Origin of the sequence: Tessaracoccus lubricantis, from assembly GCF_039544535.1 — a bacterium.
In the GTDB taxonomy this organism is placed as follows: Bacteria; Actinomycetota; Actinomycetes; order Propionibacteriales; family Propionibacteriaceae; genus Arachnia; species Arachnia lubricantis.
This window is the reverse complement of sequence record NZ_BAABLV010000043.1, coordinates 1-21,901: the sequence shown is the minus strand read 5'-3', so window position 1 is coordinate 21,901 and position 21,901 is coordinate 1. Positions and strand designations below refer to the sequence as shown.

Annotated in this window: 27 protein-coding genes, 1 tRNA gene and 1 pseudogene; 18 read left to right on the top strand and 11 right to left on the bottom strand. The window is 67.8% G+C overall.

Annotated features, from left to right (window positions below; translation table 11 throughout):
- Window positions 1–80 precede the first annotated feature (80 nt).
- Window positions 81–1,694 carry an FAD-dependent oxidoreductase gene (locus ABEA30_RS14715; protein WP_345584176.1) on the top strand — a complete coding sequence of 538 codons (1,614 nt, stop codon included), beginning with the start codon at window positions 81–83 and terminating at the stop codon, window positions 1,692–1,694.
- A gap of 44 nt (window positions 1,695–1,738) precedes the next feature.
- Here the strand turns inward: ABEA30_RS14715 and ABEA30_RS14710 are convergent, their stop codons facing one another.
- Together ABEA30_RS14710 and dnaA are read right to left on the bottom strand one after the other, a co-directional pair.
- Window positions 1,739–1,996 carry a metal-sensitive transcriptional regulator gene (locus ABEA30_RS14710; RefSeq protein ID WP_345584174.1) on the bottom strand — a complete coding sequence of 86 codons (258 nt, stop codon included), beginning with the start codon at window positions 1,994–1,996 and terminating at the stop codon, window positions 1,739–1,741.
- A 45-nt stretch (window positions 1,997–2,041) separates the two neighbouring features.
- Window positions 2,042–3,406: a chromosomal replication initiator protein DnaA gene (gene dnaA, locus ABEA30_RS14705; RefSeq protein ID WP_345584211.1), complete on the bottom strand. Its 1,365-nt coding sequence runs from the start codon at window positions 3,404–3,406 to the stop codon at window positions 2,042–2,044.
- Window positions 3,407–3,750: 344 nt separating this feature from the next.
- Here dnaA and rpmH point away from each other — a divergent pair, with 344 nt between their 5' ends.
- From rpmH to ABEA30_RS14660, 9 genes and pseudogenes are all read left to right on the top strand, one after another.
- Complete coding sequence (gene rpmH, locus ABEA30_RS14700; RefSeq protein ID WP_345584172.1) at window positions 3,751–3,888, top strand: 50S ribosomal protein L34; 138 nt, start codon at window positions 3,751–3,753, stop codon at window positions 3,886–3,888.
- Between the two features lie 4 nt (window positions 3,889–3,892).
- Window positions 3,893–4,240, top strand: coding sequence for a ribonuclease P protein component (gene rnpA / locus ABEA30_RS14695; RefSeq protein WP_345584170.1), 348 nt, complete (start codon window positions 3,893–3,895; stop codon window positions 4,238–4,240).
- A 5-nt stretch (window positions 4,241–4,245) separates the two neighbouring features.
- Window positions 4,246–4,488, top strand: a pseudogene (yidD, locus tag ABEA30_RS14690) (membrane protein insertion efficiency factor YidD); the annotation flags it as partial.
- A 41-nt stretch (window positions 4,489–4,529) separates the two neighbouring features.
- Window positions 4,530–5,639 carry a membrane protein insertase YidC gene (gene yidC, locus ABEA30_RS14685; protein ID WP_345584168.1) on the top strand — a complete coding sequence of 370 codons (1,110 nt, stop codon included), beginning with the start codon at window positions 4,530–4,532 and terminating at the stop codon, window positions 5,637–5,639.
- A 127-nt stretch (window positions 5,640–5,766) separates the two neighbouring features.
- The gene (locus tag ABEA30_RS14680) at window positions 5,767–6,231 is read left to right on the top strand and encodes a Jag family protein (RefSeq protein ID WP_345584166.1); all 465 of its coding nucleotides are present in this window, start codon (window positions 5,767–5,769) and stop codon (window positions 6,229–6,231) included.
- 81 nt (window positions 6,232–6,312) lie between these two features.
- Window positions 6,313–6,954, top strand: a complete 642-nt coding sequence (rsmG, locus tag ABEA30_RS14675) for a 16S rRNA (guanine(527)-N(7))-methyltransferase RsmG (RefSeq protein WP_345584164.1) — start codon at window positions 6,313–6,315, stop codon at window positions 6,952–6,954.
- A 151-nt stretch (window positions 6,955–7,105) separates the two neighbouring features.
- Window positions 7,106–8,089 (top strand): ParA family protein, encoded by a 984-nt coding sequence (locus tag ABEA30_RS14670; RefSeq protein WP_345584162.1) that lies wholly within the window; start codon window positions 7,106–7,108, stop codon window positions 8,087–8,089.
- Complete coding sequence (locus ABEA30_RS14665; protein ID WP_345584160.1) at window positions 8,089–8,973, top strand: ParB/RepB/Spo0J family partition protein; 885 nt, start codon at window positions 8,089–8,091, stop codon at window positions 8,971–8,973. Before ABEA30_RS14670 ends, ABEA30_RS14665 begins: the two co-directional genes overlap by 1 nt.
- 22 nt (window positions 8,974–8,995) lie before the next feature.
- Window positions 8,996–9,403, top strand: coding sequence for a DUF3817 domain-containing protein (locus tag ABEA30_RS14660; protein ID WP_345584158.1), 408 nt, complete (start codon window positions 8,996–8,998; stop codon window positions 9,401–9,403).
- A gap of 18 nt (window positions 9,404–9,421) precedes the next feature.
- Here ABEA30_RS14660 and ABEA30_RS14655 read toward each other — a convergent pair whose 3' ends face one another.
- The 6 genes from ABEA30_RS14655 to trxB form a co-directional block, all read right to left on the bottom strand.
- Window positions 9,422–10,114, bottom strand: coding sequence for an SURF1 family protein (locus ABEA30_RS14655; RefSeq protein WP_345584156.1), 693 nt, complete (start codon window positions 10,112–10,114; stop codon window positions 9,422–9,424).
- Window positions 10,111–11,043, bottom strand: coding sequence for a D-alanine--D-alanine ligase family protein (locus tag ABEA30_RS14650; protein WP_345584154.1), 933 nt, complete (start codon window positions 11,041–11,043; stop codon window positions 10,111–10,113). The genes ABEA30_RS14655 and ABEA30_RS14650 overlap by 4 nt, the downstream gene beginning before the upstream one ends.
- Window positions 11,044–11,057: 14 nt before the next feature.
- Window positions 11,058–12,362, bottom strand: coding sequence for an aminotransferase-like domain-containing protein (locus ABEA30_RS14645; protein ID WP_345584152.1), 1,305 nt, complete (start codon window positions 12,360–12,362; stop codon window positions 11,058–11,060).
- Window positions 12,359–12,949 carry a hypothetical protein gene (locus ABEA30_RS14640; RefSeq protein ID WP_345584150.1) on the bottom strand — a complete coding sequence of 197 codons (591 nt, stop codon included), beginning with the start codon at window positions 12,947–12,949 and terminating at the stop codon, window positions 12,359–12,361. Before ABEA30_RS14640 ends, ABEA30_RS14645 begins: the two co-directional genes overlap by 4 nt.
- Window positions 12,949–13,266, bottom strand: a complete 318-nt coding sequence (trxA, locus tag ABEA30_RS14635; protein WP_345584148.1) for a thioredoxin — start codon at window positions 13,264–13,266, stop codon at window positions 12,949–12,951. Before trxA ends, ABEA30_RS14640 begins: the two co-directional genes overlap by 1 nt.
- A 134-nt stretch (window positions 13,267–13,400) precedes the next feature.
- Window positions 13,401–14,348 (bottom strand): thioredoxin-disulfide reductase, encoded by a 948-nt coding sequence (trxB, locus tag ABEA30_RS14630; RefSeq protein ID WP_345584146.1) that lies wholly within the window; start codon window positions 14,346–14,348, stop codon window positions 13,401–13,403.
- Between the two features lie 153 nt (window positions 14,349–14,501).
- Here trxB and ABEA30_RS14625 point away from each other — a divergent pair, with 153 nt between their 5' ends.
- Window positions 14,502–14,843 (top strand): hypothetical protein, encoded by a 342-nt coding sequence (locus ABEA30_RS14625; RefSeq protein ID WP_345584144.1) that lies wholly within the window; start codon window positions 14,502–14,504, stop codon window positions 14,841–14,843.
- Window positions 14,844–14,907: 64 nt separating this feature from the next.
- Here the strand turns inward: ABEA30_RS14625 and ABEA30_RS14620 are convergent, their stop codons facing one another.
- Entirely contained in the window at window positions 14,908–15,843 is a 936-nt protein-coding gene (locus tag ABEA30_RS14620) for an enoyl-CoA hydratase/isomerase family protein (RefSeq protein WP_345584142.1), read from the bottom strand.
- A 69-nt stretch (window positions 15,844–15,912) separates the two neighbouring features.
- Window positions 15,913–16,887, bottom strand: a complete 975-nt coding sequence (locus ABEA30_RS14615) for a sugar-binding transcriptional regulator (RefSeq protein WP_345584140.1) — start codon at window positions 16,885–16,887, stop codon at window positions 15,913–15,915.
- A 143-nt stretch (window positions 16,888–17,030) separates the two neighbouring features.
- Here ABEA30_RS14615 and ABEA30_RS14610 point away from each other — a divergent pair, with 143 nt between their 5' ends.
- From ABEA30_RS14610 to ABEA30_RS15970, 6 genes are all read left to right on the top strand, one after another.
- Entirely contained in the window at window positions 17,031–18,740 is a 1,710-nt protein-coding gene (locus ABEA30_RS14610) for a glycerol-3-phosphate dehydrogenase/oxidase (protein WP_345584138.1), read from the top strand.
- A 122-nt stretch (window positions 18,741–18,862) separates the two neighbouring features.
- Window positions 18,863–18,935, top strand: a tRNA-Ala gene (locus ABEA30_RS14605).
- A 234-nt stretch (window positions 18,936–19,169) separates the two neighbouring features.
- Window positions 19,170–20,288 carry a site-specific integrase gene (locus ABEA30_RS14600; RefSeq protein WP_345584136.1) on the top strand — a complete coding sequence of 373 codons (1,119 nt, stop codon included), beginning with the start codon at window positions 19,170–19,172 and terminating at the stop codon, window positions 20,286–20,288.
- 94 nt (window positions 20,289–20,382) lie between these two features.
- Window positions 20,383–20,610, top strand: a complete 228-nt coding sequence (locus ABEA30_RS14595; RefSeq protein ID WP_345584134.1) for a helix-turn-helix domain-containing protein — start codon at window positions 20,383–20,385, stop codon at window positions 20,608–20,610.
- A gap of 47 nt (window positions 20,611–20,657) precedes the next feature.
- Window positions 20,658–20,981 carry a hypothetical protein gene (locus tag ABEA30_RS14590; protein ID WP_345584133.1) on the top strand — a complete coding sequence of 108 codons (324 nt, stop codon included), beginning with the start codon at window positions 20,658–20,660 and terminating at the stop codon, window positions 20,979–20,981.
- On the top strand, window positions 20,890–21,210 hold the full coding sequence (locus tag ABEA30_RS15970; RefSeq protein WP_425584641.1) for a DUF6290 family protein: 321 nt from the start codon (window positions 20,890–20,892) through the stop codon (window positions 21,208–21,210). Before ABEA30_RS14590 ends, ABEA30_RS15970 begins: the two co-directional genes overlap by 92 nt.
- A 23-nt stretch (window positions 21,211–21,233) precedes the next feature.
- On the opposite strand, the gene ABEA30_RS14585 is transcribed toward ABEA30_RS15970, so the two are convergent.
- Window positions 21,234–21,590, bottom strand: coding sequence for a hypothetical protein (locus ABEA30_RS14585; protein ID WP_345584132.1), 357 nt, complete (start codon window positions 21,588–21,590; stop codon window positions 21,234–21,236).
- Window positions 21,591–21,637: 47 nt separating this feature from the next.
- Here ABEA30_RS14585 and ABEA30_RS14580 point away from each other — a divergent pair, with 47 nt between their 5' ends.
- A complete protein-coding gene (locus tag ABEA30_RS14580; protein ID WP_345584131.1) occupies window positions 21,638–21,853 on the top strand; it encodes a hypothetical protein in 216 nt (71 codons plus the stop codon).
- Window positions 21,854–21,901: the final 48 nt, after the last annotated feature.

The following is a 21,901-nucleotide window of genomic DNA, read 5'->3' as shown; positions in this document are numbered from 1 at the left end:
GGGGTGATCGCCGTCCGGTCGATCACGTCCCCTGAACGGTAGCACATACCCCCGGGGGTATTGGTGTAGAGTGGTCCACCGTGAGAACTGTGATTGTTGGAGGGGTCGCCGGCGGCATGAGCGCGGCGACGAGGTTGCGACGGCTCGACGAGGCCATGGAGATCGTCGTCCTGGAGCGCAGTGGATACGTGTCGTTCGCGAACTGCGGACTGCCGTACCACGTGAGCGGAGTGATCGAGCAGCGCTCGGCGCTGTTGCTGCAGACGCCGGAGTCGCTGTGGGAGCGGTTCCGCATCGACGTGCGGGTCGCGAGCGAGGCGGTGCGGATCGACCGCAGCCGCAAGTCCGTGGTGGTGCGTGACGTGGCCACCGGCGAGGAGTCCGAACTCGGCTACGACAGGCTGGTGCTCTCCCCCGGTGCCCGTCCCGTGCAGCCGCCCATTCCGGGCATCGAGCGCGCGTTGACGCTGCGCAACGTCGAGGACACCGACGCGATGGTGGCGGCCGTGCGTGACGCCCGAACCGCCGTCGTCATCGGGGGCGGGTTCATCGGGCTCGAGGTGGCGGAGAACCTGCTGCACCGCGGCATGTCGGTCGCCCTCGTCGAGGCCACCGACCAGGTGATGGCCCCGCTCGACCCCGAGATGGTGGCGCCCGTGCACGACAGGTTGCGTGAGCACGGCGTCGACCTGCGGCTCGGCTCGGCGGTCACGGCCATCGGCGAGCATGACGTGACCCTGGCGGACGGCTCGACGCTGCCCGCCGACGTGGTGGTCGCCGCCATCGGCGTGCGCCCGGACGTGGCCCTGGCGCGCGAGGCGGGCCTGCAGATCGGCCCGCTGGGCGGCATCGCGGTGGACTCGCGCAACGTCACCTCGGACCCGTCGATCTACGCCGTCGGGGATGCCGTGGAGAAGGACGACGCGCTCGGCGACGGCGACCTCCTCGTCCCCCTGGCCAACACGGCGAACCTGCAGGGCCGGCGCGTGGCCGACGACATCGCGGGGCGCGGCGTGCCGACCCGCCCGGTCATGGGGACGGCCATCGTGGGCGTGCTGGGGCTCCAGGTGGCCGCCGTCGGGTGGAACGAGAAGCGCCTGCGGGCGATGGGCAGGGACTACCTGGCCGTCCACACGCACCCTGCGTCGCACGCCACGTACTACCCCGGCGCCGCCGCGATGGCGCTGAAGCTGCTGGTGGACCCGACCGACGGCACCATCCTCGGCGCGCAGGGCGTCGGCGAATCCGGCATCGACAAGCGCATCGACGTCATCGCCACCGCGATGGCGGGTGGGCTGAAGGCGCCGGATCTCGCGGAGCTCGAGTTGGCCTATGCCCCGCAGTTCGGCTCGGCCAAGGATGCCGTCAACATGCTGGGCTTCGTCGCGGAGAACCGGTTGAGCGGCCTGGAGCGCTCCGTCCAGTGGCACGAGGTGGAGGCGATGCAGGACGCCGGGGTGACCGTCGTCGACGTGCGCACGCCCGCCGAGTTCGAGGCCGGGGCCATTCCCGGGGCGATCAACCTGCCGCTCGACGAGCTGCGCGACCGCTCAGCGGAGATTCCCGACGGCGAACTCATCGTCCACTGCGGCGTCGGCATCCGCAGCCATGCGGCGGTGTTCATCCTGGGTGACCGCAGGGTCCACAACCTCGACGGCGGCTACACCACCTGGAGGGCCGGGACGGCGGCCTGACGCAATGCGAAGAGCCGGGCGCTGGGCGCCCGGCTCTGGTGTCCTCAGGCCAGGGAGAGGAAGAGCTTCTCCATCTGCGCCTGGTCCATGCCCCCGTCGGGCTGTTCCATGCACTGGCGCAGGCCCACCGCGATCGTCGAGAAACCGGCCCGGTCCACGGCCTTCGAGACGGCGGCCAGCTGCGTGACGATGTCGTCACAGTCGCGGCCCTCCTCGATCATCCTGATGATGCCGCCCAGCTGCCCTTGGGCACGCTTGAGCCTGCGGACGACGGATTCCATCTCTTCGGGGTTCAACTGCACGGCGGCCTCCTGGTTCGGCGCCCAGTATACCCCCAGAGGTATGGATCAGGCCTGCTTGATCTGGTTGGTCAGTTCGGTGACCTGGTTGTACAGGTCACGGTCGACGCCGATCTTCTCGCTGATCTTTCGAACGGCGTGCAGCACCGTCGAATGGTCGCGGCCGCCGAACTTCGAGCCGATCTTCGGCAGCGACAGCTCCGTCATCTCGCGGCACAGGTACATCGCCACCTGACGGGCCGAGGCGATGGTCGCCACCCGGCTGGCGCCCGTGAGGTCGTCGTGGGTGATGCCGTAGTAGCCGGCGGTGGCCGCCATGATCGTCTGGGCGTCGACCGGTGCCGCGTCCTCCGGCATCAGGTCGTTGAGGACCTGCTGCGTGAGCTCCTCAGTGATCTCCTGCGCGTTGAGGCTGGCCAGGGCCGCGACGCGGGTCAGTGCCCCCTCGAGCTCGCGGATGTTGGTGGGGATGCGCGAGGCGATCAGCTCCAGCACCTGCGTGCCGGCCGTGAGCCGCTGCTGGACCACCTTCTTGCGGAGGATGGCGATGCGGGTCTCGAGGTCCGGCGGCTGGATGTCGGTCATGAGGCCCCACTCGAACCGCGAGCGCAGCCGCGGCTCCAACGCCTCCAGCAGCTTCGGGGGCCGGTCCGACGTCATCACGATCTGCTTCTGCGCGTTGTGCAGCGTGTTGAACGTGTGGAAGAACTCCTCCTGCGTCTGGATCTTCGACTCCAGGAACTGGATGTCGTCGACCAGGAGGACGTCGACGTCGCGGTAGGACGAACGGAACTCCGCCGTGCGGTTGTTCGAGATGGCGTTGATGAAGTCGTTGGTGAGTTCCTCGGTGGAGACGTACTTCACGCGGAGGTTCTCGTAGTAGCTGGTGACGTAGTGCCCGATGGCGTGGAGCAGGTGCGTCTTGCCCAGGCCGGAGGGGCCGTAGATCATCAGCGGGTTGTAGGACTTGCCGGGGGTCTCCGCGACGGCGGCCGCAGCGGCGTGCGCGAAGCGGTTGGAGGAGCCGGCGACGAAGGACTCGAACGTGTAGCGCGGGTTGAGGCGCACCTCCTGGGGCTTCGAGCGCGGCAGCATCGGCTGCGGCGGGAGCTCCTCTGGCACGGCCGGTGCGGGCGCCGGTTCGTCGGGGACCAGCTCAGGGCTGATCATCACCGCGAGGTGGGTGGGTTGGCCGAACAACTCGCTGAGCCGGTCCTCGATCTGGGGGCGCAGCTTCGTCTCGAGGCGCTCACGGGTGGGTTCGTCGCCGACGGCGAGCATCAGGGTCGAGCCGTGCATGTCGACGGGCCGGGTGCGACGCAACCAGGCGCGGGTCGGGAAATCCGCGGACGTGATCACGTCCTCCCACAGCACCGCCAGGTCCGGCGTCGGTGATTGAGTCACCTCACCCACTTCCCGGCGGTCCGCCCGCCTCACGTAGCCTTCATCCACAGGGTTGTCCACAAGAGGGTATAAGTCACCCCGAGCCGAACCCAATGGTGCCTCACCTGTGGATAACCGGGAGGCAGAGATATGAAACTAGTGCCCCGACAAGGATCTCGCAAGGAGAATCGGCGTGTTGCTGGTGTGTCGGATGGACTACAATCATGTAGTTTGCTTGGTTGCCTTGGCGGGCTGCCCCGGTTTGGCTAACCGGGGGTTGTCCACGTATCGTTGACCAGTCGCCATCTCGGCGGCCACTTCCCCCTGCCCGGGCCACGGGCAGCGTCAACCTTCGAACCTGAGGGAGTAATCCCATGAGCAAGCGCACGTTCCAGCCGAGCAACCGTCGTCGCAGCCGCAACCACGGCTTCCGCGCCCGCATGCGTACCCGCGCCGGCCGCGCCATCCTGAGCGCCCGTCGCCGCAAGGGTCGCGTCGAGCTCTCGGCCTGACCCTGTGCTGCCGAAATCGCAGCGCCTCAAGAGGCCCGGCGACTTTGGCATCACCGTCAGACACGGCTCGAGAGCGGCAACGCCGACAGTAGTGGTGCACGTGAGGCACCCCCAGCAGAATCCACCCGAGTGCACCCGGGTGGGTTTTGTTGTCTCCAAGAAGGTGGGCAACGCCGTCACCCGCAACCGCGTGAAGCGACGGCTGCGCCACCTCGCCATGGGGCTGACCAGCCCGTTCCCCACCGACGTCGTGGTCCGGGCGCTGCCCGGGGCCGCCGTCGACGAGGAGCGGCTGGGCGCTGACCTCGCCGACGCCTGGCGTCGCGCGTTCCGGAAGGCCGCCCCATGCTGAAGTACCCGCTGATCTGGTTCGTGAAGGGCTGGCGACGGTTCGTCTCCCCCATGTACGGCGATGTCTGCAAATTCCATCCGACGTGCTCGGCCTACGGGCTGACCGCGTTGGAGACCCACGGTGCCCTCAAGGGCTCCTACCTGACCATCCGTCGGATCTTGCGCTGCCACCCCTGGTCGCAGGGCGGAGTCGACTACGTTCCCGGCACGCCACAGGCAGCCGCATGGGAACACGAGAATTCGCGTAGCACGGCGCCCGGTGGGGCGTCGCATGTAGCTGAGGTGGCTTGATGCTCGAACTGTTCGTCTCACTGAACCTGTGGGACAGCTTCTATGGCCTGTTGTCGGCGATGATGCAGCCCATCTACTGGGTGGTGTCCGGCATCGTGGTGTTGTTCCACCAGCTGCTGGCACCCGTCTTCGGCGCCAACTCCGGCGTCACGTGGACGCTGGCCATCGTGGCGCTGACCGTGGTGATCCGTACCCTGCTGATCCCGCTGTTCGTCAAGCAGATCAACTCCGCGCGGAACATGCAGCTGTTGCAGCCGAAGGCGGCGGAGCTGCAGAAGAAGTACGGCCACGACCGGGAGCGGCTCGGCCAGGAGACGATGAAGCTCTACAAGGAGGAGGGCGTCAACCCGATGGCGTCGTGCCTGCCGCTCCTGCTGCAGATGCCGATCTTCCTGGCGCTGTTCCGCGTGCTCCAGGGGGTCGCCGACGACACCCCCCGCGGCTACTGGTTCACCAGTCGCCCCGACCTGGTCACGTCACTGCAGGAGTCGAGCATCTTCGGGGCCGGCTTGGCGGAGCGCATCTTCCCCATCGAGAACTTCGGTGCCACGCAGATCATCGGCATCCTGCTCGTGGTGGCCATGGTGGCCGTCTTCTTCGTGACGCAGCTCCAGCTGATGCGCAAGAACATGCCCCCGGAGTCGCAGACCGGCCAGGCCGCGCAGATGCAGAAGATGATGCTGTACTTCTTCCCCATCGTCTACGCCATGTCGGCCACCTTCATCCCGATCGGCGTGCTCGTGTACTGGCTCACCTCGAACCTGTGGACGATGGTGCAGCAGGCAATCCTCATCCACAACAACCCCGCGCCGAACACGCCGGCCTACATCGACTGGGAAGAGCGCATGAAGGCCAAGGGCCTGGACCCGGCAGAGGTCGTGCGCCAGAAGGCGGAGAAGCGTCGCAAGAACAATCCCGCGTCCACCTCGCGCGTGGTGGGCAAGCCCGCGGCCGAGGGCGCCGACGACGGCGAGGGCGCGGAGGAGACTCCGAAGGTCACCCGGCAGCAGGTGACGCGCCAGACCGTGCGCACCACCGATGACGGACGTCGCGTCGTGCAGCGGCAGCAGCCGCGCCAACAGCCCCGCTCCAGCCGGAAGAAGAAGTAGCCCGGTCCCCGCCCACCCCTCGGCCCGGAGCCGCTGGGGAGGGGCGGGGTCCTCAATCCCTGAGCCGGCCGTCCGCGGCGGGTCGAAGGGCCAGCAAGTTTTCCACGAACACAGATAGGAACCGCGGATGGCAGACAACGACGCCGACCTGTTGGCTGAGGGTGACCTCGTCGCTGACTACCTCGAGGAGCTCCTCGACATCGCAGACCTCGATGGCGACATCGAGAACTCGATCCAGGAAGGCCGCGCGTTCGTGGCCATCGACACGGACTCCGATCAGCTGGTTGGCAAGGACGGCGAGGTCCTCGATGCCCTGCAGGAGTTGGCGCGCCTGGTGGTGATGACCGAGACCGGTCACCGCTCGCGCCTCATGGTCGACGTGGCGGGCTACCGCGCCCGTCGTCGGGCCGAGCTGACCGCTCTGGCCAAGGACGCCATCGCCGAGGTGCAGGAGACCGGTGAGCCGGCCCGCCTGGCGCCGATGAACGCCTACGAGCGCAAGATCGTCCACGACGAGGTGGCAGCCGCCGGCCTGGTGAGCGAGTCCGAGGGCGAGGCCCCGAACCGCCGGGTCGTGGTCCAGAAGGCCTGAGCAGCCAGCACGACGGCGGGTCCGGCAACGCGCCGGGCCCGCCGTCGTCTGGTCTCTGGCATCGGTGGGAGGATGGAGCCCATGGAATATCAGCCGTCCGAGGCGGAGCAGATTGTGGCGGAGCGGCTCTTCGCGGCGTTCCCCGCGAGCGATGAAGCGTTAAAGCGATATGTCGATATAGTGGCTTCACGTGGCATGGCGTGGGGCCTGATGGGCCCGCGCGAGGGCGACAGGCTGTGGCAGCGGCACATCGCCAACTCCTTGGCCCTGGTGGACGCGGTCCCGCACGGCTTGGACGTGGCCGACATCGGTAGCGGTGCAGGGCTGCCGGGCATCCCCCTCGCCATCGTCCGGCCAGACCTACGGGTGACGCTCATCGAGTCACTGCAGCGGCGCAGTGAGTTCCTGGATCTCGCCATCGAGGAACTTGGCCTTGGAGAGAGGGTTGAGGTCATCCGCGGTCGCGCCGAGGATGTCACCGAGCAGTTCGACATCGTGACGTGCCGCGCCGTCGCCCCCTTGGAGAAGCTGCTGCGGTGGACCTCTCCCCTGTTTGCACCCGATGGAGCGCTCGTGGCACTGAAGGGTGCCTCCGCCGAGGAGGAGATCCGCAAGGCCTCCAAGCTGCTGAAGGCCTCACGGCTGCAGGCCGAGATCCTGGAGCTCAAGGCGGCTCCGGGCGTCGAGGGGACCCGAGCGATCCGCGTCGTCGCCGCCTCCTGAGCACGAGGGGTCGTCAGGTGGGCTGGGCGTGGTGAGGTCCAAGGTTGCCTGCGCGATGGCCGCTGAGTGTTTCACGTGAAACGGCGCGCTGGAATCGTGTTCGTCACGGCGCTTGGGTAGAGTTCTCACGAATCCCCAAGGAGGCCTCTCAATGGCGTTGTTCTTCCGCAAGCGCAAGCAGGTGACGGACGAGAACGAACTGTGGAAGGACCACAGCAATGTTTCACGTGAAACATCTCCCCAACCCCGCCGAGCGCTGAACTCGACTCAGACGATCACTGCTGAGGAGGAGTACGGGGACGAGATGATCGAGTACGCGGCACCGCCCGCGTCGCTACCGAGGCCCTCCGAGCCGCGAATCTTCGTGGTCGCCAATCAGAAGGGCGGGGTCGGCAAGACCACCACGACGGTGAACATCGCCATGGCGCTGGCCCTGGGCGGCCTGAACGTCCTGGTCATCGACATCGACCCGCAGGGCAACGCCTCGACGGCGCTCGGCGTCGACCACCAGGCCGGCACGAAGGGCACGTACGAGGTGCTCACTGAGCAGATCGGCATCATCGAGCACGCGCAGACCTCGCCGCACTCCCCGAACCTGCACGTCCTCCCGGCGGCGATCGACCTCGCGATGGCGGAGTTGGAACTCGTGAACGAGCGCGGCCGCGAGATGCGCATGCGGGACGCCATCCGCACCTACATCCAGGAGTCCGGCGTCGACTACATCTTCTTCGACTGTCCCCCGTCGCTGGGCCTCCTCACCCTGAACGCCCTGGTTGCCGCCACGGAGATCCTCGTGCCGATCCAGACCGAGTACTACGCCCTCGAAGGCGTCTCGCACCTCATGCGCACGATCAACCGCGTCAAGGGCAACCTGAACGACGACCTGCGCCTCAGCACCATCCTGTTGACGATGTACGACCCGCGCACCAACCTCTCGCGCGACGTCGCCGACGAGGTGCGGCGCCACTTCCCACACGAAACCCTGGACGTGGAGATCCCGCGTTCCGTGAAAATCGCGGAGGCCCCCAGCTTCGGCCAGACCGTGATGACCTATCAGCCGAAGAACGTGGGCGCCGTTGCCTACCAGGAGGCTGCAGAAGAGATCGCCAAGCGTGCGGAAAGGGTGGATGCCTGATGGCAGTCAAGAACACCGGCCTCGGGAGGGGCCTCGGCGACCTGTTCGCCCGCACCGACGGGGAGGCGGCGCCCCACCTGAAGGACGGGTCCGTCTACGAGGAGATCCAGATCTCGAAGATCTCCCCCAACCCACAACAGCCCCGCACGGTCTTCGACGAGGACGACCTGACGCAACTGGCAGACTCCATCCGAGAGTTCGGCGTGCTCCAGCCCGTCGTCGTGCGACGCGCCGGCGACGCCTTCGAGTTGATCATGGGGGAGCGGCGCCTCCGCGCGAGCAAGCTCGCCCAGCGCACGACCATCCCGGCGATCATCCGCGGGACGGAGGATCAGGCGCTGCTGCGCGATGCCCTGCTCGAGAACCTGCATCGCGCGAACCTCAACCCGATCGAGGAGGCTCGGGCCTACGGTCAGCTCCTCGACGACTTCGGGTGCACGCAGGAGGAACTCTCCCAGCGGATCCACCGGAGCAGGCCGCAGATCTCCAACACCCTCCGGCTCCTGGGCCTCCCTGAGCGCGTACAGCTCCGCGTCGCCGCAGGGACCATCTCGGCGGGTCACGCGCGGGCGCTGCTCGGCCTGGCGGACGCCGACCAGCAGGAGCGTCTGGCGGAGCGCATCATTGCCGAGGGACTCTCCGTCCGGTCGACCGAGGAGATCGTCGCCCTCGCACGCAACGGCGCTCCGGCAAGGACGTCGGCGCCACGTGGACCCAAGTTGCCCAGCGAGCGCGAGCGCGAGATCTCGGGCCACCTCAGCGACCACTTCGATACCCGGGTCAAGGTCAACATCGGCCGCAACAAGGGCAAGATCACCATCGAGTTCGCGTCCGGAGAGGACCTGGAGCGCATCATGGCCATCATGGAAGGACGCCGCATCTAACGCGGCATAAGGATATAACGATATGTCGATAAATCACCATGGTCAGGACCCGGCCGAGTCGATGGAGGAGGCACCCGTCGGCGACGCCGTCGTGCTCGACGCCGACGACGTTGCGGGCGTCAGGGCCGCGCTGACCCGCTACCGCGTCATGGCGTGGGTGGTCGGGATCCTGCTCGTCATCCTCGTGTGCGTGGGCCTGCCGTTGAAGTACATCTGGGGTGATGACAGGGTGGTGCGCTGGACGGGCATCCCACACGGGTGGCTCTACGCCGTGCTGCTCATCACCGCCTATGACCTCGGCCGTCGGGTGAAGTGGTCCATCAAGTGGTTCCTGGCCATCATGGCTGCCGGCACCGTCCCCTTCCTGAGCTTCGTGGCGGAGCACTTCGCCACCAGGAACGTCAAGGCGACCCTCGCCCACAGCGAGTAGCCGGCACGAGGGTCAGGGCTAGCGCCGCTGCTCCCTCCCGAGCTGGCGCGCGGTGTAGACCCCGAACGCCACCGCCCCCGCCGCGAACACCCACCACTGCAGCGCGTAGCCGCGGTGCGTGGGTGACCCCTCGGCCGCCGGGAGCACCAGCGGGGCCTCGCCCAAACCCTGCGCAGCCGCCTCGGCGGCCGGGAGCGTGACGTAGCCGGCGATCAGCGGCGACGGCCACTCCTGGGCCAGTTCCTGGATGCGGACCGACGTGTGATCAGCAGTGGGGCCATCGCCCGACACGTCCTCCGGGAAGTCAGGGGCCAGGAAGACGCCCTCGACGTCCTGTCGTCCCGTGGGCGGTGCAGGGACAGCCTCGTCCGCGCCCGCGTCGATGGCGCCCCGCACGACGGCGATGTGGCGGCCGTCGTCCAACTGCATCAGCGTGAGCACCCGCCAGGGTGACGACGTGCCGACGGTGGCCTCGTACTCCGGCAGGTAGCGCCCGGTGAACGACACGCGCTTGCCGTAGATGTCCTGCACCTCGCCGTCGGCCGCAACTGCCTCCGCCAGGGGCGTGGGCGCCTCCGCGGCACGCTCGGCGGACACGTCCCGGGTCGACTCCTCGTAGGACGACATCTGCCAGACCCCGAGCCACATCATCACGGCCGCCACGACGAGGCCCGCGCCCAGCGCGAGCCCCTGCTGGAGGCGCAGGCTCACGACAGGCCCGCGCGGTCCACCAGCGAGGCGAACACTTCGCCCAGCTCGCGGCCGGCGGCCTCGAACGCCAGTGGCGCCAGCGAGGTCTCGGTCATGCCCGGCGCCACGTTGCCCTCGAAGAACACGGGGCCCTCTGCCGTGACCATCATGTCGACGCGGGACATGTGGCGGAGCCCCAGCGCCCGGTGGACGGCGACGGCGAGCTCCTGTGCGGCGGAGAGCACGCCGTCGGGCAGTGCAGCAGGCGTCACGAAACGCGTGGCACCTGCCGTGTAGCGGGACTCGTAGTCGTAGACGCCGGACTCCGGCCGGATCTCCACCGGGGGAAGCGCGACGGGGCCCTCGCCCTCGTCCAGGACGGTCACGGCCACCTCCGTGCCAGTGAGGTACTGCTCGATCACCGCAACCGGGCCGTAGGCGTAGGCGGCGACGAGGGCCGACGGGAGGGCGGCGGCGTCGTCGACCTTGGTCACGCCCAGCGCCGAACCCGACCGCGAGGGCTTCACCATGAGGGGGTAGCCCAACTGCTGGCCGATGGACTCCATGAGCGCCTGCGCGCCGAGCTCGCGGAAGATGTCGTGCGGGAGTGCGATCTGCCGGGGTGCGGCCAGGCCGGCCGCCGCCACCACCGGCGTGGCCACGGACTTGTCGAACGTCAACCGCGACGCCGCGCCGGTCGGCCCGACGAACGGCACGCCCAGCACCGACAGCACCTCGCGCAGCGCCCCGTCCTCACCGAGGCCGCCGTGCAGCATCGGCACCACGACGGCGTCCTCGGTGCGCCGGATGAGGGCCACGAGGTCGGCGTTGACGTCGGTCTCGACGACGGTGCGCCCGACGTCGCGCAAGGCCTGCGCCACGCGTCGCCCCGAACGCAGCGACACGTCCCGCTCATGGCTGAGGCCCCCTGCAATCACGATGACGGTCACGACATAACTCCTTGTCAGCTCAGATCTGGCGCGGGCCCGGCGGGCATGCGTGGTTCGATGGGGGAGGTGTGCACGCCGAAGGTGGCCATCACCTCGAGCTCGCGGCGCACGACGTCGGCGAATCGCTTGACGCCCAACTGGATGCGCTCGGCGGGCGGGAAGCAGAACGAGAGCCGCACGTTGCGCGCACCCTGGCCGTCGGCGTAGAACGCGGAGCCCGGCACGAACGCCACCCGGGCGTTGACGCCGCGGGGCAGCATGGCCTGCGCGTCGAGGCCCTCCGGCAGGGTCACCCAGACGAAGAACCCGCCGGCCGGTTGCGTCCATGAGGTGCCTGCGGGCATGGTCTCGTGCAGCGTGCTGAGCATCGCGTCGCGCCGGTCGCGGTACATGTCGCGGAAGACGTCGACCTGGCCCTTCCAGTCGTGGTTGCGCAGGTAGTTGCCGATGGCGAACTGGCTGAACACGGGCGGGCACAGCGTGGCCGATTCCTGCGCCAGCGTCAGCTTCTCGCGCACCGCATGGGGGGCCAGCACCCAGCCCACCCGGAAGCCGGGTGCGAACGTCTTGGAGAACGAGCCGAGGTAGATCACCTCGTCATCGAGGGAACGCATGGCCGGCACCGGGTCCGCATCGAGGGCGAGGAGGCCGTACGGGTTGTCCTCCACCACCAGCACCCCACCGGCGCGGCACACCTCGAGCACCTCGCGACGGCGGTGCAGGGGCTGGGTCACGCCCGAGGGGTTGTTGAAGTTCGGGATCGTGTACAGGAACTTGATCCGCTTGCCCTCGGCCTGCACGCGGGCGATGGTCTCGCGCAGCGCCGTCGGGTTGAGCCCGTCGTCGTCGCACGGCACGTGCACCACCTCGGCCTGGTAGCTGAGGAAGGTGCCCAGGGCACCGACGTACGACGGCGACTCGGCGAGCACCACGTCGCCCGGGTTGCAGAAGATGCGGGTCACCAGGTCGAGGCCCTGCTGGGAACCGGCGGTGACCACCACGTCGTCGGGATGTGCCGTGATGCCCTCGAGCGCCATCACGTCGAGGATCTGTTCCCTGAACTCCGGCTCGCCCTGGCCGGATCCGTACTGCATGATCTGCGTTCCACGCGTGCGCACCATCTCCGCCATGGACTCTGCGATGTCGGGCAGGGGGAGGTCGGCGATGTTGGGCATCCCGCCGGCGAGCGAGACGATCTCCGGCCGGTTCGCCACGGCGAACAGTGCGCGCACGGCCGAGACGCGCATGCCGTTGGTGCGCTCGGAGTAGTTGTCGACGAACCGGTCGAGCCGGGTGTCATGTCGGGTGGGTTCGGTCACTGCCCGATCTCCTCCTTGAAACGGTCCAGGGTCTCACCAATGGCGGTTTCGCTCTGCTCGGAGACCGACACGAGCAGGACGCCCACCTCGTCGATCACCTCACCACACGCCGATTCGCCGGTGTCCTCGGAGATCCCGCAGAACCTACCGCTGCGGGCTTCGGTTTCGGCCGCGGCCTCGATGCCGGCGTTCAGCACGAACTCCGCCACATCGGGCTCTGGCCACGACAGGATGAACACGACGGTGTCCTCGCCGTCGGTGTAGTCGGCCTGGACGATCCGCTGCCCCGCCGAGGGGCCGCTGCTCTCGCTCACCTGCCCGCGGACCAGGTCGTCGACCACCAGTGGCGCATCCAGCGGGAAGGCCGGGGTGGACGTCTCAGGAGCGGCCGGGCCCTCGTCGTCGGGACCGGCACCTGAGCCCAGCACCGCGCCGATGAGCCCACCGGCCAGGAGCAGGACCCCCACGCCGCCGGCCAGCGCAGGCTTGACCCAGCCGGGCATGGGCGGCGCCGATCCCACCGACGGGTCAGGCGTGACGGCCTTCCATCCTTCGGTGGGCTCTGGTTCGCCGCCCGGGCCAAGCATCAGAGGAGCTCGTCGATGGCCTTCGTGAGCGCCTTCTTCGTCTTGGCCCCCGACAGGGAGTTGACGACGCGGCCCTTCTGGAAGAACTGCAGCGTGGGCAGGGACAGGACGCCCTGCTGTGCGGCGAGGTTGGGGTTGGTGTTGGTGTCGACCTTCACGAACTTCACGTCGCCGTACTGGGCGGCCAACTCGTCCAGGATGGGCGACATCTGCTTGCAGGGCGCGCACCAGTCCGCCCAGTAGTCGACGATGACCAGGCCGTCGGCCATCAGCACCTCGTCGGCGAACGTCTTCTCCGTCACGTCGGTCACTGCCACGGGATATCTCCTCAACGTTGGATGGGCCCACGGGCCCTGCGGGCGGTGGGAAACCCTCTCATTTTACAGGCCGCCCCGCAAGGGGAGCCTACGGGGTTTCTGCCGGATTCCCCGTGAAGCCGTCGGCGATCCGCTCAGGCGGCGACGGCGTCCTCGAGCGCCTGGAGGTAACGCTCGGCGTCGAGCGCCGCGGAGCAGCCGGATCCGGCCGCGGTGATGGCCTGACGGTAGGTGTGGTCCACCAGGTCGCCACAGGCGAAGACGCCGGGCAGGTTGGTGGCCGTGCCGCGGCCGTCGACGAGCACGTAGCCCTCGGCGTCGAGGTGCACCTGGCCGGCCACCAGCTGCGAGCGGGGGTCGTGGCCGATGGCGATGAAGACGCCGTTGACCTCGACGTCGCGGTCCTGCCCGGTGACGGTGTCGGTCAGGGTGATCGACTGCACGGAGGTGTCGCCGTTGATGGACTTGACGGTGCTGTTCCACGCGAAGGAGATCTTGGGGTCGCGCAGCGCGCGGTCGGCCATGATCTTGGAGGCACGCAGCTCGTCGCGACGGTGCACCACCACGACGCTGGAGCCGAAGCGTGAGAGGAACGTGGCCTCCTCCATGGCGGAGTCGCCGCCGCCGATGACAGCGATCGGCTTGTCGCGGAAGAAGGCGCCGTCGCACGTGGCGCACCAGGACACGCCGCGGCCGGAGAGGCGGTCCTCGCTGGGCAGGCCCAGGCGACGGTAGCCCGATCCCATGGCCAGGATGACGGCCTTCGCGCGGTACTCGGTGTCGTCGGAGTCCTTGACGATCTTGATCTCGCCGGTCAGGTCGACGGCGGTCACGTCGTCGGTGATCAGTTGCGCGCCGAAGCGTTCGGCCTGCTTGCGCATCTCGATCATCAGGTCGGGGCCGTCGATGCCCTCCGAGAAGCCCGGGTAGTTCTCCACCTCGGTGGTGTTCATCAACGCGCCGCCGGAGTCGAGTGCACCCTCGAAGATGACCGGCCTGAGGTTGGCGCGGGCAGCGTAGATGGCCGCGGTGTAGCCCGCGGGGCCGGAACCGATGATGATGACGTCGTGGATCTCGGACATGCACACTTCCTGGTGGTGGTGGGACTCGGCCCATCCTAGGCGCTACGCGCAAGATCGCCGCGTCGGCTCATCCGCTGGGCGGCCGCCGTGGTCCGGGCTGGTTCAGGGTTGCGCCCCATGTCCACCCGCCGGGCGGAGCGATAGTGTCGAGGCATGTCTGAAGAACTGTCGCGCGAAGACCTGCAGGCCGCACTCGGGGTGCGCCAGGAGATGGGGGCCGAGATCGAGCCCGCGTTGGTGGACTCGCTGGCGCGCAAGATCGAGGCGACGGTGGAGCGGCGCTTCCAGGCCGAGATGGTGGCCAGCAAGGCTGAGGCCGACGCGGCGCGGGCGGGGCAGGGCGGCCGGCTCGCCGTCGGCATCGTCTCCCTCGTGATGGCGATCCCGCTCACCGCCATCGCCGGGGGCATGTCCGGATTCCTCGGCATGCTGCTGGTCTGGGTGGGCATCGTGGCGGTCAACGTGGCCATGGCGATCCGCCGCCCCCACGCCTGAGCCCCGGTGAGACGAAGGAACCGGCCCGTCGACGCGCGACGGGCCGGTTCCATGTTCGCTGGGGTCAGGCGTGCCAGCTCGAGCGGTACGCGAAGACCGCATCGACGGCCTCCTGTGGGACCTCCTCGAGGGTCTTCCAGCGCCACTGGGGGTTGTTGTCCTTGTCGACGAGCAGCGCGCGGACGCCCTCGATGAAGTCGACGGGGAGCACCGAGTCGGCCAGGCGGAGGTCCTGGTCCAGGACCTCAGACAGGCCGAGGCGCCCTGCGCGGTTGAGGGCTCTCAGCGCGACGTGCACGGCGAAGGGGGAGCGGGCCCGCAGCTCACGCCCGGCCTGCTGGGCGGCCTCGTCCGGGTGCGCCTCGAGCGCGCGCGCGATCTCCACCGGGTCGTCGGACTCGTAGCACTCCTGGATCCACGTGGCGTCGAACAGGGGCGCGGGCAGCGGGCCGTCCGCGGATTCGTCTGCCAAGTTCAGCAGCAGGGCATCTCCGCCGGTGAAGGTGGCCGACGTCAGTGCGATGTGGCGGCCGACGGCGCCGGCGCGGGCGAGCTGCATCATGATGCCGACGTCGGGGAAGAAGCCGATCTTGGTCTCGGGCATGGCCATCACCGTGTCCGCGTAGACGATGCGACGGTCCGCGTGGCCGCCGAGGCCGAGGCCGCCGCCCATGGTGATGCCGCGCATGAAGCTGGTCACCGGCTTGGGGTAGTTGGCGATGAGCATGTCGAGGGCGTACTCGGTCTCGAGGAAGGCCAGGTACGGCCCGTCGTCGGCCACGACGGTGGCCAGCGCGCGCACGTCGGCGCCCGCGCAGAAGCCGCGGTCGCCGGCCCCGGCGATCTCGACGGCGGTGACGTTCTCGTCGTGGCGCCACTGGGTGAGGGCGTCGTACATCGCCGTCATCATGTCGTGCGTCAGGGCGTTGATCGCCTTCGGACGGTTCAGGGTGATGCGGGCGATGCCATCGGTCACGTCGGTGAGGATGAAATCGGACATGATGCACAGGGTAACGCTCACGGACCAAAGTGAAGAAAGTTCAGTGAGCGGGAAGCGCGCATGTCAGTGCTATGTCAGCCTGAGCGAGGGGTTCATCCTGAGCAGGGCGGCCCGTGCGGTGTCCTCGTCGATGACGATGTCGGTCGCGACGCCGGCGCGCAGCGCCCCCAACACCGGTGCCGCCTTGGCCAGGCCGCTCACCACGCAGATCCGACGGGGGATGCGTTGCAGTTCGACGGGGCTCATGCCCGTGGCCCGGCGGTTGATCTCGAGGTCGCGGTAGGACCCGTCCTCGCGCAGCATGACGGTGCAGACGTCGCCCACCACGCCGTCGCGTTGCAGTGAGTCGAGGTCTTCCTTGCTCAGGTAGTTGGAGTGGTAGACGTGGCTCTGGAGCTCGGCGTCCAGCCCACCCACCCCGAAGAGCGCGACGTTGCACTCGGCCCGGACGGAGAGGATGTGGCGCGTGGAGCGTTCGCGCCACATGGCTTCGCGGGTGGCCGGGTCGTCGAAGAATGCCGGGAGGGCCATGAGCTGTTCCTGGCCCCGGAAGGCGCTGGCGAAGCGGTGGAGGATGTTGCCGACGTAGGGCAGGCCGGTGGTCTGCGAGTTGGCGCCGCCGTTGAGCCCGATGACGGTGACGCCGCTCACGTCGCGCGGCTTGAGGTGGGCGGCGATGGCGGACGTGGTGGTGCCCCACGCGACGCCGATGATGTCGCCGCTGGTGACTGCGTCGCTGACGACGCTGGCGGCCAGCCTGGCCACCTGGTCGAGGCGGAAGATGTTGCTGGCGCCCGGCCGCACCTGGACGAGGTGCGCATCGACGTTGAAGTGCTTGCGGAAGAGTTCCGCGATGCGGCTCAGCGGGCGGTTGGGATCTGCGATGGTGATGCGGACCAGGCCGCGTTCCCTGGCCTCCTTGAGGAGGCGGGAGACGGTGGAGCGCGACACGCCCATCAGGTGCGCGATGGCGTCCATCGTCTCGGATTGGACGTAGTACATCTGCGCCACCTTCAGCAGCGTCTCCGTTGTCGTGTCACCCATGCGTTCCCCCTTACCAAGCCGGGTTGAGCCACCCTTTCGGTGCAACTCATCCCTCATCCTAGAGGGCCGCGTGCACGAACGTGCACCGATGTTGCAAACATCGTGCAGGCGGGTGAAGCTGCGCAGGAGCAAAGGAGCATCCCATGACCGTGTTGACCCCCCAGCAGCGAGCCGCGTCACTGGCGGCAATGCAGTCCGAGAACTTCGACGTCCTGGTGATCGGCGGGGGTGTGACGGGGGCGGGCATCGCGCTGGACGCAGCCGCGCGGGGCCTGCGCACCGCCGTGGTGGAGGGCCAGGACTGGGCCTCGGGCACGTCGTCGCGGTCCTCACGGCTGGTGCACGGCGGCCTGCGCTACCTCTACAACCTCGACTTCAAGTTGGTGGCCGAGGCGCTGAAGGAGCGGGGTCGGCTGCTGACGCTGATCGCCCCGCACCTGGTGGAGGCGCAGCCGTTCCTGTGGCCGCTGAAGTCGCCGGTGATCGAGCGGGCCTACTCCGCCGTCGGCGTTGGCCTGTACGACGCGCTGGCCGTGGTCGGTGCGGGGTTCAAGAAGACCGTGCCGGTGCAGAAGCACCTGTCGAAGAAGGGCGCCATGCGCCACTTCCCCGACATCAAGCCCTCGGCGCTCAGCGGGGCCATCGAGTTCTACGACGCCCGCGTCGACGACGCGCGCCTGGTCATCACGCTCATCCGCACCGCAACCAAGTACGGGGCGGAGGCCGCCAGCCGCGTGCGGGTCACCGACATCCTCAAGGACGACCGCGGGCACGCCGCGGGAGTCGAGGCCGTGGACCTGGAGACGGGCGAGCAGCTGACGATCAAGGCGAAGCGGATCATCAATGCCACCGGCGTGTGGACCGAGGAGACGCAGGACATGGCCGGTGGCACCGGCGGCCTGAAGGTGCTGGCGTCGAAGGGCATCCACATCGTCATCCCGCGCGAGCGGATCAGGGCCCAGTCCGGCATGTTCCTCCGGACCGAGAAGTCGGTGCTGTTCATCATCCCGTGGCAGCACTACTGGGTCATCGGCACCACCGACACCGCGTGGCACGAGCAGCTCAGGCACCCGGTGCCGACGTCGGCCGACATCGACTACGTGCTGGCCCACGCCAACGAGGTGCTGGAGCGGCCGCTCACCCGCGACGACATCATCGGCACCTACGCCGGCCTTCGCCCGCTGCTGCAGCCGAAGGTCCTGGACGAGTCGAAGTCGACCAAGGTGTCGCGCGAGCACACCGTGACGGAGGTGATCCCGGGCATGGTCGCCATCGCCGGTGGCAAGCTCACGACCTACCGGGTCATGGCCGAGGACGCCGTCGACTTCGCCCTGGGGGAGTCCGACGCCAAGAGCCGCCGCTCCGTGACGTTCGACCTGCCGCTCCTGGGTGCCGACGGCCTCGAGGCCGTGCGCAACCAGGCCGGTCGCCTCGGCGCGAAGTACGGGTTCGACATGGAGCGCATGAAGCACCTCCTGTCCCGCTACGGCTCCGAGCTGCCGGACCTGCTGGCCACCATCGACGACGACCCCAGCCTCGGTGAGCCCCTTGCGGCCGCCCCGCAGTTCCTGAGGGCCGAGGTGCACCGCGCGTGCACCGTCGAGGGCGCGATGCACCTCGAGGACATCTTCATCGCCCGGGTGCGGCTCAACTCCGAGGCTCGCGACCGCGGCGGCGCCGCCGTCGACGAGGTGGCGGAGATCGCGGCCGCAGCCCTGGGCTGGGACGCCGACAAGACCGAGGCTGAGAAGGCGAACTACCGCGCGCGGATCGCGGCTGAACTCGCGGCAGAGGAGCAGGTCACCGACGAGGCCGCTTCGGCTGAGCGGATGAAGGCCGAGGACATCGTCTGACGCATCTCAGTCTTGGGAGGGGTCGGGTCGTCGCGGATGGTCGTGGCGGCCCGGCCCCTTTCCGTGCGTGAGCGTGCAGTTGGGACGTGCCGCGGCCGTGCCCTATACTTGCCACGCACTTCGGGGCATTAACTCAATTGGTAGAGTGCCACCTTTGCAAGGTGGAAGTTAGGGGTTCGAGTCCCCTATGCTCCACAACCGAAACCCCTAGTTAATCGCACTTGACTAGGGGTTTTACTTATTTCACCTTGGACTCGAGTGCCCTCAGAGGGACAAAAATAGGCCGACAAACAGCACGTTCACAGCACGCCATAGGCCCGCGCTGTTGGGGTTCTGTAGTTCATGAAGCGAGAATTCGGGTGGCTGAGGAAGCTGCCGAGCAAGAAGTACCAGGCGTCGTTCCCTCATCCAGACAGGCCTGGGGAGCGGGTGAAGGCACCCGCGACGTTTACGCACAAGGGGGACGCTGAGCACTGGCTCAGGCTCCAGCAGCGTGCCATCGAACGGGGTGAGTGGCTGTCCCCCGAAGAGGCAGTCGCCCAGAGGCCTCAGCTGCGCACCCTGCAGGATCTTTACGACCGCTTCCTGGCTCAGCGGACCAAGCCGTTGGCTCTGTCCACGTTGACGGGCTACGAGCAGGACTGGCGGTTGCGGATCGAGCCGCATTGGGGAGCCGAGCGTGATGTGAAGACCATCACCCACGACGACGTGTGGCAGTGGCGGCAGGGGCCGCTCGGTCAGGAGCGCCGTCGGGATCGGTCCTCATTGGCGCTGTTCCACGAGCTACTGACGAAGGCGGTCCACTGGGGGTGGATCGACAAGAACCCAGCCACTGGGGTGAGCATTCCCCGGCAGACCAAGTCGATGGGGGAGCGGCACGTGTTCGACCTCGAGGATGTGCGGCGCTATCTGGAGGCGGCTGAGCCGCAGCACGTGGCGATGCTCGCGGCGGTGGCGTTGGGTGGTCTCAGATCGGGCGAGGTGCGCGGCCTTCGTCGGATGGACATCGACCTGGAGGGCAAGCAGATTCTCGTGCGCCAGGCGGTGGAGTACGGCAAGGACGGCGACGAGTACAGGGTGGGGATCAAGGAGCCCAAGACGTCTGCCGGCATGCGTGCCCTGCCGATGTCGGGCACGTTGGTGGGCATCCTGCGCGAGTACCTTCGCCTCCATCCGGGGAAGCCTGAGGATCTCGTGTTCACGGTCAGTGACGGGAAGCCGATGGGCCCGGCGGAAGCGGATCGTCGCCACAACCGGGCCCTGGCCAACATGGGGCTGCGGACTCCTGAGACGGAGAGACGGCGGCTGTGGCGTCGAGGGCTGCCGGTGCCGAAAGAGGACCACATCACCTTGCACGACCTGCGTGCGTCGTACGCTGCCTGGCTCTTCAGTGAGGGCTACACGATTGCGGAGGTGATGCTCCTGCTGGGGTGGAGCGACTCGCGCATGGCACTTGAGGTCTACAGCCGGGTGTTCCCACGACGGGTGGAGAGTGTTGGCCCGAAGCAGGACGAGGCACTCAAGGGGTTGTCTGTCACCGTGAGGTAGCGCATTGGGCTTCGGGTTGCGTCTGGTTCCGCTGTGGCGGCGTCCAGGTGGGGTTGATGAGGGGGAGGGCGGAAGCCTCGAGAGGAGATCAATGATGAGGAAGACCACCGTCAAACGAGTCAATCCTGCCGTGCCACGTCGATGGGCGTCGCTCAAGGAGGCGGCTGAGTACATGAGCGTCCATCCCAAGACGATCACCCGGAAGTTCAGCGAGGGTGCGCTGATTCGCTACCGCCTGGGGCGTCGGGTCATGGTTGATCTAGACGAACTCGACGAGTTGGTGCTCTCCAGCGCCGGGGGTCTCAAGACCCTCATCCGTTGAGAAACGGGAATGTAGTACATTGTCTGACGTTGAGGTATGGTGGGCCCGTGGGTGAAGAGCTCAACTGGGATAGAGAGTCTGTTGCCTACATCCGGGCGCGTGGTGAGCGTTATCCGGGCGGAATGGCGATTGAGCCGGTCTGGACCCAGGAGGTGATGGACGATGTCGATCTGGCGGTGTTCGAACCTGATCCGAAGTCTCGGATGGGTGCCTCGCGGTTCATCGGCTTCTCACCGAGTGCGAGACGGGTGTTAGTTGTGATCGCATTCCGAGACGGCGATGGAGACCTCCATGGCATCAATTCCTGGCCGGCTACTGGAGCAGATCTACGTTTCTATAGGGAAGGGGCCAATCATGGCGAAGTCGATTGATCCGACCCTCGCAGCGCGACTGCGGGAAGAGTCCGAACGGATGCGGGAAAGAGAGTTTCCAGCGGAAGCCCGACCCTCTCGGCCCAATCGGAGCAAGGTCTATTCAATTCGGCTCAGCGAGGAGGAACAGGCTCGAGTCCAGGAGGTGGCCGATGCGAAGCATCTGCCGGCATCCACTCTTGTTCGCTCGTGGATCCTGGACCGGCTGAAGCAAGAGAAGACGGCCTGAATTTGGGGGTCGGCAAAAGCGGCCTAGCTTGAGGTGAATCGCTCCCAGGCGGACTGCCGAGTCATGCCCAGAGCCTCGCCGATCCGGGCCCAGCTGAGACCCCTGTCTCGGGCCGCGTCGACCCAGGTCTTGAGGTGCGCCTCGACCTGAAGCCCGGCGGCGGCGACTTCGGGAAGTCGGGCCAGCAGTTCGTCGTCGCGGAGATTCCGCCACGGCACAACCGGGCCCGACAGGTCGGACTCATCTGCTGGCTGCGAGGCGAACATGGAGATGGCGTTCTCCGCGCAGGCCCGGCAGATCGTCGCCAGAGGGCTGGCCATCAGCGGACCTGTCTCGGAGCGTGACCGCAGGCAGTAGCTGCAGAAGACATCGGATGCCATGCGAACAGTATGCACCGTCAGGCTGTTCCTGACATAGAGTGTCAGGTATGGCCTTACATGATGGGGGCGGGTGGTTCTCCGCCTCGGCACTGCTGGAGAGCGTCGGTGACAGCATCAGCCGCACGTTGCTGCCTATCGTCGCGGTGAGCGTGCTGGGTGCGAGCACGGCAGCGGTGGGGTTGCTCAACTCGCTGGGCCTGGTGGCGTTCCTGCTGCTGTCTCTGCCCGTGGGGTTACTGGGCTCATCCGATTTGAGGGTGTAGTTGGGGTCTGAAGCCGCCTGCTTCGAGTAGGCAGCGTGCGATGTAGTG

Bases quoted from the DNA above. Each gene is read 5' to 3' on its own strand.
- ABEA30_RS14595 (WP_345584134.1), top strand. From the start codon at position 20,383: ATGAGGAAGACCACCGTCAAACGAGTCAATCCTGCCGTGCCACGTCGA.
- ABEA30_RS14665 (WP_345584160.1), top strand. From the start codon at position 8,089: ATGGCAGTCAAGAACACCGGCCTCGGGAGGGGCCTCGGCGACCTGTTC.
- ABEA30_RS14615 (WP_345584140.1), bottom strand. From the start codon at position 16,887: ATGGGTGACACGACAACGGAGACGCTGCTGAAGGTGGCGCAGATGTAC.
- ABEA30_RS14680 (WP_345584166.1), top strand. From the start codon at position 5,767: ATGGCAGACAACGACGCCGACCTGTTGGCTGAGGGTGACCTCGTCGCT.
- ABEA30_RS14620 (WP_345584142.1), bottom strand. From the start codon at position 15,843: ATGTCCGATTTCATCCTCACCGACGTGACCGATGGCATCGCCCGCATC.
- ABEA30_RS14580 (WP_345584131.1), top strand. From the start codon at position 21,638: ATGGCCTTACATGATGGGGGCGGGTGGTTCTCCGCCTCGGCACTGCTG.
- trxB (WP_345584146.1), bottom strand. From the start codon at position 14,348: ATGTCCGAGATCCACGACGTCATCATCATCGGTTCCGGCCCCGCGGGC.
- ABEA30_RS14610 (WP_345584138.1), top strand. From the start codon at position 17,031: ATGACCGTGTTGACCCCCCAGCAGCGAGCCGCGTCACTGGCGGCAATG.
- ABEA30_RS15970 (WP_425584641.1), top strand. From the start codon at position 20,890: ATGGAGACCTCCATGGCATCAATTCCTGGCCGGCTACTGGAGCAGATC.
- ABEA30_RS14585 (WP_345584132.1), bottom strand. From the start codon at position 21,590: ATGGCATCCGATGTCTTCTGCAGCTACTGCCTGCGGTCACGCTCCGAG.
- ABEA30_RS14660 (WP_345584158.1), top strand. From the start codon at position 8,996: ATGTCGATAAATCACCATGGTCAGGACCCGGCCGAGTCGATGGAGGAG.
- ABEA30_RS14640 (WP_345584150.1), bottom strand. From the start codon at position 12,949: ATGCTTGGCCCGGGCGGCGAACCAGAGCCCACCGAAGGATGGAAGGCC.
- rpmH (WP_345584172.1), top strand. From the start codon at position 3,751: ATGAGCAAGCGCACGTTCCAGCCGAGCAACCGTCGTCGCAGCCGCAAC.
- yidC (WP_345584168.1), top strand. From the start codon at position 4,530: ATGCTCGAACTGTTCGTCTCACTGAACCTGTGGGACAGCTTCTATGGC.
- ABEA30_RS14670 (WP_345584162.1), top strand. From the start codon at position 7,106: ATGGCGTTGTTCTTCCGCAAGCGCAAGCAGGTGACGGACGAGAACGAA.
- ABEA30_RS14625 (WP_345584144.1), top strand. From the start codon at position 14,502: ATGTCTGAAGAACTGTCGCGCGAAGACCTGCAGGCCGCACTCGGGGTG.
- rsmG (WP_345584164.1), top strand. From the start codon at position 6,313: ATGGAATATCAGCCGTCCGAGGCGGAGCAGATTGTGGCGGAGCGGCTC.